The organism is Methanoculleus sediminis (genome assembly GCF_001017125.1).
GTDB lineage: Archaea > Halobacteriota > Methanomicrobia > Methanomicrobiales > Methanoculleaceae > Methanoculleus > Methanoculleus sediminis.
Map to the genome: position 1 here is coordinate 729,288 of NZ_JXOJ01000002.1, position 14,609 is coordinate 743,896.

Here is a 14,609-nt window from a genome sequence, read left to right on the forward strand (position 1 = left end):
CGGCGGCACAAGATGTTTACGAGACGACGACCAACCCGTGATCCATGAAGAGACCAGCCGGGCTCTACCTCGCCTACCTCTTCCAGTTCCTCATCGCCGCGAACGTCCTCCTCGCGCTCTCGCTCGGCGAATACTCGCAGGTCTTCGGCGGCGTCGTCGCGTTCTGCCTGACCCTGGTTCCCGCCGTCGTCACCCACAGGTGGAACATCACGCTCCCCTGGCAGGTCAACCTCCTCATCGTTCTCTCGCTCTACCTCCACATCGCCGGCGAGATCCGGGGGTTCTACATGCTCTACTATCCCTACTACGACAAAATCGCCCACCTCATCTCCGGGATAACCGTCTCGGTGCTCGCTTTCGTCATCGTCCTGCTGCTCGACCGGTTCAGCAGGTTGAACCTCTCCCGGTGGATGATCGTCGGGTTCGTCGTCATCGCCGCGATGGCAATGGAAGGGTTCTGGGAGATCTACGAATGGCTCTTCGACACCTTCCTCGGGACGAACCTCCAGCACGGGCTCGACGACACCATGCTCGATATGATCTTCGTCCTCATCGGCGCGATCGTCGTCGCACTCGCCGGGAACCGTTACCTCTCACGGTTCTCGAAAGAGGAGATCACCGGCAGACTGGTGATCCCGAAAGAGCCCCGGGCCGAATGACGGCCGGAACCTTTTTCTGATCCGCCCCGGAGAGGGGGCGCCATGCTCGAAGGGATGGCAACAGGTGCGGGAAACGTCGTCGGGTTCCGGTTCGACGGCGAGATGACGGCCGGAGATTACGACGGGACACTGATCCCGGCGCTCGAGGAAGCGGAGCGAAGCCACACGGTTCTCCGGATACTTTTTCATATCGTGAACTTCCACGGCTGGAAGCCGCACGGCTACTGGGAGAGGCTCAAGGACTGGTCGGGGATGGAGAAGGTCGACCGGATCGCGATCGTCGGCGGGGAGAAGTGGGAAGAGTGGATGAACCACCTGCCGGGACTCTTCACGGGCTTTACGGGTATCGACGTCCGCTATTTCACCGAAGGCCATCTGGACGCCGCCATCGGCTGGCTGCGGGAGCCGATACCCGCCGAACCGGAGATGAGATAGGTGCCGGTCCGGCCCGTTCCCGGAGAAGAGGCAACCCTTTTTCATCCCGGGACACCTACCGATGATCAGACAGAAACCCCATGCAGTACTATAAAGACATCGTATTTCAGAAACCCCTGCCTGAAGAGATCCGGCGTCTCGGGCTGCTCCCGGCGGACCTTCACTTCCATACCCGGCACTCCGACTCCGCCACCCGCGTGCGGGACGCACTGAAACTCGCGGCACGGCGGGGGATCGGGCTTGCGATCACCGACCACAACCAGGTCGGCGGCGTCTCCGAGGCAGAGCGGCTGGGGATTCGGGTCCCCCTCGTCCCCGGGATCGAGGTCAGCGCCAACGACGGCCCGCACATCCTGCTCTACTTTTACTCGGCGTCCGATCTGCGGGACTTCTACCGGCGCCACGTCGAGAGGAATCGGAGAAACGGCCCGTTCACCGCGATACGTCTCGATACTTCCGAGATCCTCGACCGCCGGGAGGGCTACGCCTGCATCGCCGCCGAGGCGCACCCCTGCGGCTACGCCTTCCTGAACCGCGGGGTCGAGCGGTGCGTCGCCGGTGAGTGCATCGGCGAAGAAGTCTTCTCCCGCCTGGACGGCCTCGAGGTGATCTGCGGCGGGATGGCCCGGTCCCACAACCTGAAGGCGGCCGGGCTCGCCGCCACCCACGGTCTCGGGCGGACCGGCGGAACCGACGGCCACCTCCTCTACGAACTCGGGGGGGTCGTCACCTGCGCCGAGGCCGATACCGTTGAAGAGTTCCTGGACGCAATCCGGGCAAAAAAGACCGTCATCATCGGGCGCGAGCGGCCGCTCTACGAGAAGGCGGTGATGGGGACCGCGGTCCTCCCGCACCACCTCCCCTACACCGTCCCCATCCTCCAGGCCCGCTGGGAGCAGGGCCTCCCCCGGATCAGGAAGTTCGTCGAGGGGCGGCTGAACCGGTGAGAAGGCCGGCACTTCGCGGGGTTTTTTGAGGCGGCGGAGCGCGAGAGGCTTTAGGCTTCGTGTGAGTTAATGGGGTATGGTGGAAAAGGCCTCACGCGAAGGCGCGAAGGAGACTGTCACCAACAGTCGACCGGACTTCGCGTTCTTCGCGGCTTCGCGTGAGAATATCAGGAAGTGGTAGTGATACGGTCTCACCCGAGCGGCGAGAAGAGGCGCGAGACCGACTCCTTCACCCGGACGCCGAGAGGGCGCGCCAGGTAGGTCTCCGGCGTGATCTCGGTGCAGATGGCGAGATCCTCCTCGAACGCCCGCACAAGATCCGCCCCGACGCCCGCGTCGTAGAAGAACGCGTTCGCCTCGAAGTTCAGCCGGAAACTCCGGACGTCCCAGTTCGCGCTCCCGACCGAACCCGCCTTCCCGTCGACGACGATCGTCTTCGCGTGGAGAAAACCCCCGTCGTAGGTGTAGGCCCGCACCCCGGCATCCAGCAGATCGCCGATGAACGAGAGGGTCGCCCAGTAGACGAACGGGTGATCGGGCTTGCAGGGGATCATGATCCGGACGTCGACCCCGGAGAGCGCCGCAAGCCGCAGGGCGTCGGCGACGCTCTCGTCCGGTATGAAGTAAGGCGTCTGGATGGAGATCGATTCCCGGGCGGAGTTGATCAGTTTGAGGTAGCCCTCCTTTATCGGGTTCCACCGGGTATCCGGGCCGCCGGAGACGATCTGGATGGGCGTCGTGCCGGGAGTGCTCTCCCGGGGAAAGTAGCAGGTCTCGAGGCCCGGATACTCGCCGGTCACGTAGTGCCAGTCGAGGAAGAACCGGAACTGGAGCATCCGGACGGCTTCTCCCGTGATCCGGACGGCGGTATCGCGCCAGCGGCCGAGCGGCCCCTTCCCGAGATAATCGTCCCCGATGTTGAACCCGCCGATGAACCCTACCGCCCCGTCGATGACGGCGATCTTTCGGTGATTGCGGTAGTTTATCCGGTAAATCGAGGGGAAGAAGACGCCGAGCTTCCCGCCCGCGTCCGTCAGTTCGGAGAACGCCTTCCGCGACCCGCCCCCGGCCCGGGAGCCCATTGCATCGAAGAGGAGACGGACCTCGACGCCCTGGCGTGCCTTCTCTGCAAGGGCGCGGACGACCGCACGCCCGAGTTCGTCGTCGTTGATGACGAAGTACTCCAGGTGGATGCTATGACATGCTCCCCGGATCGCGGCAAAGAGCGCGTCGAACTTATCCTCGCCCCGGGTATAGACGTCGACCCGGTTCCCCTCGGTCAGGTAGGCCCGGTTGTTCTGGAGGAGGAGGAAGATCGCGTCGCGGTACTCCTCCGCTTCCGGGGTGGCGAACCGGTGATGGTTGCTGGCGAGCGCCCGGTGCTGCTCTTCGAAAGTCTCCTGAAGAAAACAGCGGTCCTCATGCTCCTTGACGACGAACATCCTCTGCCGGGTATAGTTCTGGCCGAAGAACACATAGAGTGCGAATCCGACGGGAGGCAGCAGGAAGAGAACGATCAGCCATGCCGTCGTCGCCGTCGGGTTCCTCCGCTCGAAGAAGACTATCGTGACGGCGAAGACGACGTTGAGCGCCAGGATGACCCCTATCGAGAGCAGCAGTTCCACTCGAGAGACCCCCTGCCGGAACAGGGCGTTCCCGTCTATCTCCCCGCAGGGGTATATACATACCCGCCGGGATATCACCGGCGGTCAGCCATACCTTTTTTTCTTCAGAGGGCTATAGGGGCACCCATGCTTGACCGGATGAAGGAAAGTACGGGAAGTGTCCTCGGGTTCCGGTTCGACGGAAAGTTGAGCGAGAGCGATTGCGCCACCGTCCTGATCCCGGAACTGGAACGAGCAATGAGCGAGAATCGAAACGTCCGGATCCTCTTAAAGATCGAGGGGTTCCGCAGCTGGAGGCCGGGGGAGGGCTGGGAGGCTTTCAAACAGTGGCCGGGGCTGGAGAGAGTCGACCGAATTGCCGTCGTCGGTGGAGAGCGGTGGCGGGAATGGATGAACCGCCTGCCGGGGCTCTTTGTCGGCTTTGACGGGGTCGACGTGCGCTACTTCCCGGAGAGCCGCCTCCGGGACGCCTGGGGCTGGCTTCGCGAAGGGCTCGTGGTCACGGCGCCGCGGGCGGCGTGAAACGCCTATATACCGTGGGCTCCAACGCATCGATATGCATTGTCCGGTCTGCGGGCACGACTGCGTCACGGACGCCCGCTCACTTTTCGCGGAACTTCCCGGGCGGTTCGCACCGTGCCCCGACTGCATGGGGCTCGTCTACGACAAGAGGAGTCCCCCCCCCGATATCGATACGGCCGAACCCTGTCCCTCCTGCGGGAAGCGGTTCATCGATGAGGTCTTCGCCCAGATCTACCGGGTGATGGCCGCCGAAGGGGACCTCGCCGGAACCGAACCCCTCGCCGCCGCCGGAACGCCGCTCGTTCATCCCGGGTTCGCCATGCGTTCCGCCCCCTACCTCCCGCCCGATTCACTCGTCCTCCTCTCCCGGTCGGCCGGGAAGCGTGCCGCCGCCCGCCTGGTCGCCGAGATTCCCGAGGTCCGGGGCGTCGTCAGGACGGGTGCCGCAGCACCGGGGATCAGCGATACCGATACCGATACCGATGCCGAGCCCGCCGGGCATACCCTCCTTGCCGGGTGCGATGTCCGGGCGGACGTCTTCCCGACACGCGCGGGACCCGTCGCCGTCTACAAAGAGCAGTCCGCCCTGCACGTCGAGTTCCCCCGGGGCCGGGACGAGAAGATCCTCTCGCTCGAGCGCGAGATAGACCGGTACCGCCCCCGGACGTTCGTCGACGCCTGCTCCGGCGCCGGCACCCTCGGCCTCGCCGCCGCCCGGGCGGGAGTGCCTCACGTGATCGCGAACGACGCCTGGTACGCGGCTGCTTTCTGGACTGCCTGCAACTTTCGGGTCAATCAGGATGTTCTCGGTATCGGGGAGGTGGCGATGCACCGGTCCTACGACGACCTCCGCCGCCGGCCGGTCGCGCGGGACCCCGTTCTGATCGCCACCGCCGCCGGGACGCGGGAGATCGAGGTCTATCAGGGCGACCTGCGGCTGCTTTCGGCCGTCCTCCCACCCCGGATCGATCTCGCCGCCCTCGACCTCTTCGAGAAAAACGACGTCGGGAAGGTCGAGGAGATCACCGGAGCCTGGCGTGCCCGGGTGGGCGGAGCTATTTTTATCCCATAAACTCCAGTATATACGGGGACTAGCCCGGGTGGCTCGGCGTCACCTGTTACCCGAAACCGCCGTCCGCGGGGGGCGAAGTCTGAGGAAGGCCGCAGCGGCCTGCAGGAGCCTCTGCGTCCCGACGGAGAAACCTCGTCCCATGAGGTCGACGGAAAGGGATCAATGCCCCGGAGGGGGCGGCGACCTTTTGCCGCGGGTACCGGTTCAGGCCCGGAAGGGAGCAGACTTACCGTGGACGTTCGGCGCCCATGGGGTTGCGGGGTGGAGGAGGGATGCAGCGGTGAATGCTTGTGCGCACGGTCGACCAAGGACGTGTCCCCAACGGCGATTTCCATGGCAAAAGTAACGATTCTCGGGGCTACAGGGAACGTCGGCGTATTTGCGGCCCACACCATATCCGAGATCCCGTACGTCAGCGATATGCTGCTCGTCGGGAGGCCCGGACGCGAAGATTTTCTCGCGGGCTGCTGCCGTGACTTATCCGATTCGTTCGCTGCACGAGGCACTGATGTCCGCCTCTCGTACAGCACGAGTATTCTCGACGCAAAAGACTCGGATGTCATCATCTGCACGGCAGGCGTACCCCGCCGGCCCGGCCAGGACAGGAACGACCTGGCCTTTGAGAACGCAAAGATCATTGCCGAGACTGCCGAGACGATCGGCCGGTCATCGCCCGACGCCATCCTCTTTCTCGTAACGAATCCCGTCGACGTCATGACCGCCGTTGCCCTGAAATATTCGGGGCTTCAGCCGAGACAGATCTTCGGCCTCGGGACGCATCTCGACTCGATGCGCCTGAAATCCCTGATCGCGCATTACTTCCGGGTCCACGTCAGCGAGGTGCATACCCGTATCATCGGGGAGCACGGCGACAGCATGGTTCCGCTCTGGTCGGCGACGACGATCGGCGGCATCCGGATAAGCAACCTGCCCACCTTCTCGGGACTGCCTGTGCAGGAGATGATCGAGACCGTCAGGACAAGCGGGGAGGCGATCATCAGGGATAAGGGCTCTACCGTCTACGGGCCGGGAGAAGCGATCGCGACTCTTATTCGGACGATTCTCGGGGACGAGAACCGTATTCTCACCGTCTCAAGTTACATCAAGAGTGAGATCCACGGGATCGGCGATGTCTGCATCGGCGTGCCCGCGCGCATCAACCGGGACGGCGTTTTTCCGGTTCCGCTCAGCCTCGAAGAGAGCGAAGTCGCCGGGTTCCGCGAGTCGGTCAAGAAGATCCGCAAGGTCACTGCCGGCGTGATGGAACGGCTCGAAGAAGTTCGTTAGGAAAAGTGGGTATCGAAAGTCCCACTTACACAAGAGTGGATTCGACGATCTCGGCGCTTGCGACGCCATCTATCTTCTGGAGCGCCGCTTCGACCTCATCGGGAGCGCCGGCGCTGTCGGGGACGACCACGGCGGCTTTCAACGCCACGAGACCGAACCCGATCGGCTCTTCCTGAATATCGTCGACCGGGACGGCCGCCCTGACCGCCGCTTTGAGCGCTTCACGGTCGACTTCCGGGGATTCCGGCATTATCTTCACGATTATGGCTACGTTTCCCATGGTTATGGCCCCTGGAACCCGCACTTCGGGCACGTATACCCTATGCTCTGCTCCCTGCACCGGTAGCACCGGTTGATCTCGTGCGCGCACACCGGGCACGGGAACCAGGTGGAACCGTCCTCGGCCAGTGTGGCGTTGCAGGAGGTACATCGGTCTCTCGCTGTCATCGTTGCTTCCTCGAATGTTAACCTATCATATCGCTGCCGCAGCAATTAAAATCTCGGATCGACGAGAGTCCCGACAACCGGCTCGTCACGGAGCGCACTGCGGACACGGTCGCCATGCCTGCCGTTGATCACCCGGGCCGTGAGGTTGTTATCGAAGGCGAACCGGATGAACGCGGGATCGACATCATCGGAGACGAGCGAGGGATCTTCGATTCGTGCGAGGAGCTTTCGACGGTGACGGATACCGTCGACCGATTTCAGGAGAAGGAGATCGGCCGAGAGTTCGCGGGCGACCCAGGCGGCGATGGTGTCGGAGGTGACGTTCCAGGAGTGGGGGAGGGGATCGAGCTTGCGGAGAGCGCAGTAGGGGAGGAGGACCGTCGCCTCCACGGGAGGCGCGAGGGCGGAGGTTGCCGGGATGCCGTGCGAGGCGATGTACCACGCAAACTGCTCCATGCCGGCGATCGCCATCCAGTGGGCGGCGTCCTCGGAGACGTCGAGCCGTCGGACGAGGTCGGCGAACTTCCCGCCGCCGGGCACGATCAGCACCGGGCGTCCGGCCTCCCTGAAGAGGTCGAGCAGGGGGACGACCCGGTCGAAGAGGCTCCCCCCGACCTTGACGACCAGCGGGGATGCGGGCAAAGTCATATCGCTCTGCTATTAAACCGGAGATGACATAACCCTGCGTATGCGCCGGATCGCCGCCGTCCTGCTCCTCTGCCTCCTTGCCGGCACGGCCGGCGGTATTCAGATCGTCGAGTTCTGCCCCGATCCCTACCTCTCCGGCGATCCCGACGAGTACCTGGTGCTCGAGGGAACAGGGCTCCTCGACGGCTACGTCCTCTCGGACGGCGAAGGCGGCTACCGGTTCCCGCCGGGAACGCGGATCGACGGGCGGCTGGTGGTCGCGAGGAGCGGGCCCGCGTTCGAGCAGTCGCACGGCTACCTCCCCGACTTCGAGATCGAGGAGCGGACGCCGGCCGTGCCGGACGTTATCCCGAACGGGAACCTCATGATGGCGAACCGGGCGGACGAACTCCTCCTCTACCACAAAACAACCCTCGTCCAGCAGGTTGCCTGGCCCGGCGACGTCTGCGCCCGGGAAGGGCAGATCCATTACCTCGATGACGGTTTCTGGGACACGCGCCCGCTTTTTGTCGGCCAGTCCCGCATTAAGCCCCAAACCTTCGAGAGCGTTACGGTAACCGCGTTTGCCGCCCCGGACTGCTCGTACGAGGTCTTCTCGGCAGCCGTCGCGGGGGCACAGCGCGAGATCCTGGTGAATGTCTACGAGTTCACCGATGAAAAGATGGCGAACGACCTCACCCGCGCCCGCGAGCGGGGGGTTGCCGTGACCGTCCTCCTCGAAGGCGGGCCGGTGGGCGGCGTCTCACCGGAGGGGCGCGCCGTCGCGGGCACCCTTAACCGGAGCGGCATCCCGGTTCTCTCGATGACGACGACGGATGCCGCCCACGCGAAGTACCGCTACGACCACGCCAAGTACCTCATCATCGACAGGAGCACCGTTCTCCTCGGGAGCGAGAACTTCAAGCCCGGCGGCTACCCGGAACCGGGACTGCAGGGCAACCGTGGGTGGGGCGTCCTTCTCGAGGACCCGGAACTCGCGGCCTACTTCCGGGAGGTCTTCCTCTTCGATGCGGCGGGCGGGGACATCGTGCCGCTCGAAGGGACGGCAGCCGAACTCTACACACCCTGGGCGCCCGACTACACGGTCGAGTTCGCTCCCTGCCGCGCGGAGGGGGCGCGGGTGACCCCGGTCATATCCCCGGATACGAGCGTCCTCATCCTCGAACTGATCGAGGGGGCAGAGGAGAGCATCGCGATCGAGCAGGCCTACATCACGAACGAGACAGCCTGCGACTTCAACCCCTACCTCGCGGCCGCGATCGACGCCTCCCGGCGAGGCGTCGCGGTGCGGGTGCTCCTCGACTCCGCCTGGTTCAACACCGAGGGCGACGCTGACAACGACGAGATGGTCGGGATCATCAACCGGATTGCCGCGGCCGAAGGGCTGCCGCTCGAGGCACGGCTCGCCGACCTCGAGGCGAACAGTCTCGACAAGATCCACAACAAGGGCGTTGTCGTCGACGGCCGGGCGGTGCTCGTCAGCAGCATCAACTGGAACGCCAACTCACCGGCGTTTAACCGGGAAGCGGGCGTGATCGTCGAGCACCCGAAGATCGCCGCGTACTACGCTGCCGTCTTTGAAGATGACTGGGACGCTTCGGACAGGAGTAAGGCGAGCAGCGTTCCGAGATCCGACCTGCTCAAAATAGCCGCGGCGGCATGCATACTCGCCGCGCTGGCGGGACTCTACCTCCACCGGCGGAGGCGCACCTGATACATCACCGTTTGCCGGCAAGATCGGCGGAGCGGCAGACGTCGCAGATGGTGATCGTCCCTTCGCCCGAGGCGACTGCGGAGACCCATCGTTCGATGACCGATTCAAGGTTGTCGGGGAGATCTTCCCGGTTAAATCCGCGCTTCCGGCTCATGTACTGGGATATCGCGGCCCTGCTGATCCCGAGACGCTTCGAGGCCTCGCTCTGGCTGATCCCGCGCTCGTTCACCAGGCGGTAGACCATCTCGGCACGCATCTGGGGGAGCAGCCTTCGCGCGAGGGTGTTGCACCGCATGATGTCGCAGGAGTAAGGCTCAGTCATTGCGCGGACACCATCTGGGAGTCTTTGTACTCGTAGAGGATCTGCCGGGCATCCCTGAAGTTGAACTTCTCCACGATCATATCGTTGTCTTTGAGTCGCTTTAAAGCATACCGGACGGTGCGGGGGGCAAGGCTGCTGAGGCGGACGAGCTCCTTGTGGGTCAGGGCACCCCCGTCCTCTAAAAGCAGGAGGATCTTTCTCGAGGAGGGGGGAAGGTTCACATCATCCATGCAGGATAGTTAACGCTGTTAACATATCAAACTGACGGAAGTTATTAGCCCGGACGTCGATAGGGTTTACCATGCTGGAACGGCAGGAGAAAACGGCACTTGCCGTCCTCGTATGCGTCGTCGGGATCGCGCTTGCGGCGCACATCCTCTTCGACGCCGTGGGCCGGCCGCTGGTGGCGGAGCAGTACTCGCCGGAGGTTCCGGACGGGGCGCTGGTCCTCCTTGAAGGAAGCATTGAGGAGATCACGGAGACCGCGACCGGCGGACACCTGGTCCTCACCGTCAACGGCACCGCGGTCTTCCTGCCGGAGAACGTGGCTGCCGGGCTCGAACTGCACGAAAACGAGAACGTAACGCTGTATGGGGTCGTTCAGACCTATCGCGGGAAACGGGAGGTGGCGGTAGCCTCCTCCGGGGACATCCGGGTCCTGAAATGAACTACTTCGTCTTCGTGTAGAAGATATCGGCGTCGTCGCCATCCCCGAAGAGGGGCTGTCCCCGCCGGGACTTCCCGGGGCTCTCTGCCTTCTTCGCAGTCTCCCGTTCGGGTTCCCGGCGGGCGGGGGTCGGGGTCTCGTCGGGCTTCTTCTTCCGTCCCCCCTCCACGCCGGTCCCGGAGGGAAGGTCTCCGTCGTTGATCCGCACGCTCGGCATACAGGATAGTCGCCCTGTCCGGTATATGACACCTCTGGATCGCCCTGCGGCCACGTGAAGTTTTTCCGGTATAACGAGCCCCATCTCCTCCTCCGGCCTGGTGGGGGTGCCGGCGTGGAGGGTGAGGAATGCATCAGATCGGTTTTCACCGCACGGCGCGTCGCCGCGCGGAGTTTGCACGACGCAAATCCAAAAAGAATTTTCTCTCCATAGGAGAGACATTCAACCATCGCGAGAACAACAGTAATCCGGACCGAAAGGGGCGGCGGCGCGCCGGGATTGAGCGGCACGGAGGATTACCCGCTCTCCGCGGTCCCGGACGAGGCGCGGCGTGGATTCTGGCCGATCACCCTGGTGCTGCTCGGGTTCACCTTCTTCTCCGCCACGATGTGGGGCGGCGCGAGCATCGGGGTTGCGTTCCCGCTCTGGCCCGATCTCGCCCTGGTCATCCTTTTCGGGAGCGCGATACTCGCGTTCTATGTCGCCGGCCTCGGGTACGTCGGCTATAAGAGCGGGCTCTCCACCGCCCTCTCCGCCCGGTTCGCCTTCGGCGACGCGGGGAGCCGGTGGCCCGACATCCTCCTCGGGTTCACCCAGGTTGGGTGGTACGCCTGGGGAACCGCGACGATCACGATCGTCCTTGCCCGCCTGCTGGACCTCGATGCCGGGTTCGAGAAGCCCCTGATGGTCGTCTTCGGATTCGCCTTCTGCCTGACGGCATACATCGGCTACCGCGGCATTACAGCCCTCTCGTGGGTCTCGGTTCCGGCGATGCTCCTCCTCATCGCCGCAAGCGCCTCGGTCGCTCTCAGGGACGCCGGGGGTGCCGCCGGTCTCCTCCCACCGGGCACCGTAGGGGCGCTTACGGTCGCCGAAGCGCTCACGATCGTCGTCGGCACCTTCGTCTCCGGCGGCACCCAGGTCGCGAACTGGACGCGCTTTGCCGGGTCACCGCGCGCCGCCGTCGGTTCCACGTTTCTCGCCTTCTTCTTCGGGAACGGGCTGATGATCGCTGTCGGAGCCTTCGGTGCCGCCGTCTACGGTCTCTCCGACATCGTCGAGGTGCTGGCGGTCCAGGGCCTTCTTGCCGCCGGCATCCTGATGCTCTTCTTGAACATCTGGACGACCCAGGACAACACCATCTACAACTTCTCGGTCGCCGGGTGCCACTTCTTCAGGACGGAACGCCGAAGGCTGGTCACCTTCGCCGGCGCCGCTGCAGGGACGAGTCTCGCGCTCCTCGGGATGTACAACTGGCTGATCCCATACATGGTCATGATGGGGGTCTTCATCCCTCCGCTCGGCGGGGTGATCATGGCCGACTTCTTCGTCCGCCACCGGAGTAGCTACCCCGCACCCGGGGAGGGAGCCGTCCCCCGGCTCAACCTGCAGGGGATCGCGGCGTATGCCGCCGGCTCCCTCGCCGCCCTCCTGGTTCCGGGCATCCCCCCGCTGAACGGCATCGTCGCCGCGTTCCTCGCCTACGCCTGTCTCGTCCGGCTCCCGGCTCACATGAACCGCTCGAACCGGTCGCGGGAGACCCGGCAGATCGGGCAGGTCTCGGGCGGCTCGTTCCGGGCGCAGAGGTAGCCGCAGACCCGGCACCGCCAGACCGGGTAGTTCAGGGTTCCCGGTGCGCGGCCCACCAAGGCGCGCTCCTCTTTCTGCCGCTTGCGCTCCGCCGGCCCCGGGCGCCGTTCCGGGACGGGATCGGGGGCACGCTTCCCGGCTTCCACGTCGGCGGTGACGTAGAGCGCGCAGTAGCAGGCTCCGTAATCGGCGAGATCGGGGTCGCGGTAGTCGCAGGGGCAGATGATGTCGAGGTCGTCGTCCCGGTTTCCCGAGGCAAGCCTGCAGGGGCAGGATATGTAGCCGTAACGCTCCCGGTTCGCGAGCAGGCCCTTGACGAGATCGCGGGTGAACTCCCGGTCGGGATTCGTGTGGTAGCCGCCGGCCTCCGCCTCGGCTTCGAGGTCGCGCATGAGCCGGTCCACCTCCCCGTCACTCACCGCATCAGGCACCGACCGCCTCCCGGATCTCTTCTTCCCGGAACCCCACGATCACCTTCGCCCCGTCGATGACGATCGTCGGAAACGAGACCCGGGGGTTCCAGCGTTCGACCTCCCGGACCACACGGTCGCGCTCCTCCCCCGCGAGCAGGTCGACGTAGACATACGAGAACCCGACGCCGAGGTCGGTGAGAAGTTCCTTTGTGCGGGCACACCAGCCGCAGGTGCTCAGGGCGTAAAGCACTACCCTGCCGCGGTCGACTCCAGGCACGTCCTGCATCTCTGTCAAAAACCTTCCTCCGTCTCACCTGCTACGGGGGCCGAAGGTAAGTATCTTGCCCCGGAGCGGGAGGGTCAGGAGGGAGCGGGCTTGAGGAGCAGGAAGAGGCCGGCGCCGTTCCCGGAGATCGCAAGCGACGCTCCCGCAAGTCCGAACTTCCGCCGGTAGAACCGGATTCTCCGGGAGGAGAGGGGGTCGGAACCCCCGATCAGGAGCCCGGCGGCATCCCCCTCCCGCCGGAGGGCGAGCCGGATCTCCCGGGCGCCGGCGGCCGCCATATCCTCGAGGACGCCGACGACCTCGTCGCAGAACCGTTCCCGGTCGACCAGCACCGGCGGGAAAGAGCCTTCGGCATCGAGAACAAGCTCGACGTCCTCAAGGAGCGGGAGGTAGGCGAGCCGGGAGACGAGTTCCACCCGGTATGCCACCGGGTCGTCCGCCGCCTCGATGAACGCCTCGTCCGAGAACGGGGGCGTCGAGACCGCGGCGGCGATCTCGCGAAGCATCGACGAGGGATCCACGGTAGAGAGGAAACCTGTGTCGCGGTAGCCGAAGACCGTGTTCATGAAGTCGGTGAGCAGACGATCGGCCCGGCGGAGGAGCGCTGCGTCGACGACGTGGTTCAGCCGGTCGCCTGCGAAGTGAGCCTCGATCCGCTGGATCGCCTGGACCGCCTTGAGAACGAGCTGGACCTTAAGCCTCTTTCCGGCGTTGAACTCGTCGGCAAACCGTGAAAAATCATCGAGGACCCCGTCAATCTGGTCGGACTCCAGAAGTTCCTGGTAGCGCCGGGCCTCTTCGGCTTCGCCGAGGTCGTCGAGGCGGTAGGCGAGGGCGTAAAGCCGGCCTGAGACCGCTGCAAAGATCCGGTTGACCTCCTGGAGCAGATCGACGGCGTGTTCCAGGGAGTCGTCGAGCCGGCTCCGGTCGAAGGGACCTATGCTGGCGAGCTCCGCAGCATCCCTCTCGAGCCGGTCGAGGAGCGCCGGCATCGTCGTAGCCGGGATACACCTGCCGTGACCCGGGCAACAGAGGCTCACCGGTTCGTGAGCAAAGATCCACCGGAGCCTTCCCACCGTCTCGAGCAGCGCCGGCTGATCCCACCCGGAGATCCCGGCGATCCCGGGGCTTGCGGAGAAGAGGAGGTCGCCTATGAAGAGGTACTCGCCGAGCCGGATGCAGACACTATCGTGCGTGTGTCCGGGAGTATGGTAAACCACAAGAGTGTCCCCGGATCGGAGGGAGATCTGCTGCCTGTTGAGGACGACCCCATCATCCATCTTCAGGGCCTCACGGTCGCGAGCGGTGAGGAGAGGGAGACCGACCGGGAGCGGCTCGACCTCCCATCCCATCAGTTCCGCAATCGTCCAGATGGCGTCGCCGGCCTCGAGCGCCCGAGCGCCCGTCTCCTCTGCGGCGACAGAGAGATCCGGGAGAGACCGGAACCGGGGGCTCCGGACGGCCTGGAAGCAGTGGTCGGCATGGCAGTGCGTGAGGAAGAGGAGAACCGGGCGCGGCGTCTCCCGGAGGAGGTCGTCTAACAGTTCGAGGATCCGCTCCATCTGCTCATGCTCAGCCCCCGTATCGACGATCAGTATCTCACCGGGTGTCTGGATGAGGTAGGCGTTCGAACAGGTGACGTCCGGTTTCCGGATGAAGGGATAGATCTCGGCGCCGGCGGTTCCCGGCACCGATTGCCATTGTTGGTCCTGAAGCATGTCTGTACCTGCAGAGAGGGATAATTGACCAGTGTTGCAC

At 64.6% G+C, this 14,609-nt stretch carries 19 protein-coding genes and 1 other RNA gene; 10 read left to right on the forward strand and 10 right to left on the reverse strand.

Annotated features, from left to right (window positions below):
• The first annotated feature begins 44 nt into the window (after window positions 1-44).
• The 3 genes from SZ63_RS06410 (at window position 45) to SZ63_RS06420 (ending at window position 2,041) form a co-directional block, all read left to right on the forward strand.
• Window positions 45-659, forward strand: a complete 615-nt coding sequence (locus tag SZ63_RS06410) for a hypothetical protein (RefSeq protein WP_048182823.1) — start codon at window positions 45-47, stop codon at window positions 657-659.
• A 42-nt stretch (window positions 660-701) separates the two neighbouring features.
• Window positions 702-1,094, forward strand: a complete 393-nt coding sequence (locus SZ63_RS06415; protein ID WP_048182827.1) for a SpoIIAA family protein — start codon at window positions 702-704, stop codon at window positions 1,092-1,094.
• Between the two features lie 80 nt (window positions 1,095-1,174).
• Complete coding sequence (locus SZ63_RS06420; RefSeq protein ID WP_048182830.1) at window positions 1,175-2,041, forward strand: PHP-associated domain-containing protein; 867 nt, start codon at window positions 1,175-1,177, stop codon at window positions 2,039-2,041.
• 191 nt (window positions 2,042-2,232) lie between these two features.
• Here SZ63_RS06420 and cls read toward each other — a convergent pair whose 3' ends face one another.
• On the reverse strand, window positions 2,233-3,666 hold the full coding sequence (gene cls / locus SZ63_RS06425; protein WP_048182833.1) for a cardiolipin synthase: 1,434 nt from the start codon (window positions 3,664-3,666) through the stop codon (window positions 2,233-2,235).
• A gap of 126 nt (window positions 3,667-3,792) precedes the next feature.
• Between cls and SZ63_RS06430 the strand changes: the two genes are divergently transcribed.
• From SZ63_RS06430 to SZ63_RS06440, 4 genes are all read left to right on the forward strand, one after another.
• Window positions 3,793-4,188: a SpoIIAA family protein gene (locus SZ63_RS06430; protein WP_048182836.1), complete on the forward strand. Its 396-nt coding sequence runs from the start codon at window positions 3,793-3,795 to the stop codon at window positions 4,186-4,188.
• Between the two features lie 34 nt (window positions 4,189-4,222).
• Entirely contained in the window at window positions 4,223-5,260 is a 1,038-nt protein-coding gene (locus tag SZ63_RS06435; protein ID WP_048182839.1) for a hypothetical protein, read from the forward strand.
• Between the two features lie 12 nt (window positions 5,261-5,272).
• An RNA gene (ffs, locus tag SZ63_RS12540) (signal recognition particle sRNA) lies at window positions 5,273-5,582 on the forward strand.
• A gap of 11 nt (window positions 5,583-5,593) precedes the next feature.
• A complete protein-coding gene (locus tag SZ63_RS06440) occupies window positions 5,594-6,547 on the forward strand; it encodes a malate dehydrogenase (protein ID WP_048182842.1) in 954 nt (317 codons plus the stop codon).
• A 25-nt stretch (window positions 6,548-6,572) separates the two neighbouring features.
• On the opposite strand, the gene SZ63_RS06445 is transcribed toward SZ63_RS06440, so the two are convergent.
• The 3 genes from SZ63_RS06445 to SZ63_RS06450 are packed head-to-tail and all read right to left on the reverse strand — an operon-like array spanning window position 6,573 to window position 7,642.
• Entirely contained in the window at window positions 6,573-6,827 is a 255-nt protein-coding gene (locus SZ63_RS06445) for an elongation factor 1-beta (RefSeq protein ID WP_048182845.1), read from the reverse strand.
• Window positions 6,828-6,829: 2 nt separating this feature from the next.
• A complete protein-coding gene (locus tag SZ63_RS12660) occupies window positions 6,830-6,994 on the reverse strand; it encodes a zinc finger domain-containing protein (RefSeq protein WP_082122701.1) in 165 nt (54 codons plus the stop codon).
• Between the two features lie 45 nt (window positions 6,995-7,039).
• Window positions 7,040-7,642: an amino acid kinase family protein gene (locus tag SZ63_RS06450; RefSeq protein ID WP_048182848.1), complete on the reverse strand. Its 603-nt coding sequence runs from the start codon at window positions 7,640-7,642 to the stop codon at window positions 7,040-7,042.
• A 40-nt stretch (window positions 7,643-7,682) separates the two neighbouring features.
• Here SZ63_RS06450 and SZ63_RS06455 point away from each other — a divergent pair, with 40 nt between their 5' ends.
• A complete protein-coding gene (locus SZ63_RS06455) occupies window positions 7,683-9,356 on the forward strand; it encodes a phospholipase D-like domain-containing protein (protein WP_048182851.1) in 1,674 nt (557 codons plus the stop codon).
• A 4-nt stretch (window positions 9,357-9,360) separates the two neighbouring features.
• Here SZ63_RS06455 and SZ63_RS06460 read toward each other — a convergent pair whose 3' ends face one another.
• The gene (locus tag SZ63_RS06460; protein WP_048182854.1) at window positions 9,361-9,678 is read right to left on the reverse strand and encodes a transcriptional regulator; all 318 of its coding nucleotides are present in this window, start codon (window positions 9,676-9,678) and stop codon (window positions 9,361-9,363) included.
• The gene (locus tag SZ63_RS06465) at window positions 9,675-9,908 is read right to left on the reverse strand and encodes a winged helix-turn-helix domain-containing protein (protein WP_048112957.1); all 234 of its coding nucleotides are present in this window, start codon (window positions 9,906-9,908) and stop codon (window positions 9,675-9,677) included. Before SZ63_RS06465 ends, SZ63_RS06460 begins: the two co-directional genes overlap by 4 nt.
• 71 nt (window positions 9,909-9,979) lie before the next feature.
• On the opposite strand from SZ63_RS06465, the gene SZ63_RS06470 reads away from it, so the two are divergent.
• A complete protein-coding gene (locus tag SZ63_RS06470) occupies window positions 9,980-10,345 on the forward strand; it encodes a hypothetical protein (protein ID WP_048182856.1) in 366 nt (121 codons plus the stop codon).
• A gap of 1 nt (window position 10,346) precedes the next feature.
• Here the strand turns inward: SZ63_RS06470 and SZ63_RS06475 are convergent, their stop codons facing one another.
• Window positions 10,347-10,562, reverse strand: coding sequence for a hypothetical protein (locus tag SZ63_RS06475; RefSeq protein ID WP_048182858.1), 216 nt, complete (start codon window positions 10,560-10,562; stop codon window positions 10,347-10,349).
• Between the two features lie 279 nt (window positions 10,563-10,841).
• On the opposite strand from SZ63_RS06475, the gene codB reads away from it, so the two are divergent.
• On the forward strand, window positions 10,842-12,152 hold the full coding sequence (codB, locus tag SZ63_RS06480; protein WP_048182861.1) for a cytosine permease: 1,311 nt from the start codon (window positions 10,842-10,844) through the stop codon (window positions 12,150-12,152).
• Here the strand turns inward: codB and SZ63_RS06485 are convergent.
• The 3 genes from SZ63_RS06485 to SZ63_RS06495 all read right to left on the reverse strand — a co-directional run bounded on the left by SZ63_RS06485 (window position 12,071) and on the right by SZ63_RS06495 (window position 14,569).
• Window positions 12,071-12,583, reverse strand: a complete 513-nt coding sequence (locus tag SZ63_RS06485) for a ferredoxin-thioredoxin reductase catalytic domain-containing protein (RefSeq protein WP_338151816.1) — start codon at window positions 12,581-12,583, stop codon at window positions 12,071-12,073. The two genes, codB and SZ63_RS06485, sit on opposite strands and share 82 nt — an antisense overlap.
• Complete coding sequence (locus SZ63_RS06490) at window positions 12,576-12,851, reverse strand: glutaredoxin family protein (RefSeq protein ID WP_048182863.1); 276 nt, start codon at window positions 12,849-12,851, stop codon at window positions 12,576-12,578. The genes SZ63_RS06485 and SZ63_RS06490 overlap by 8 nt, the downstream gene beginning before the upstream one ends.
• Before the next feature lie 74 nt (window positions 12,852-12,925).
• A complete protein-coding gene (locus tag SZ63_RS06495; protein ID WP_082122674.1) occupies window positions 12,926-14,569 on the reverse strand; it encodes an MBL fold metallo-hydrolase in 1,644 nt (547 codons plus the stop codon).
• Between the last annotated feature and the right edge of the window lie 40 nt (window positions 14,570-14,609).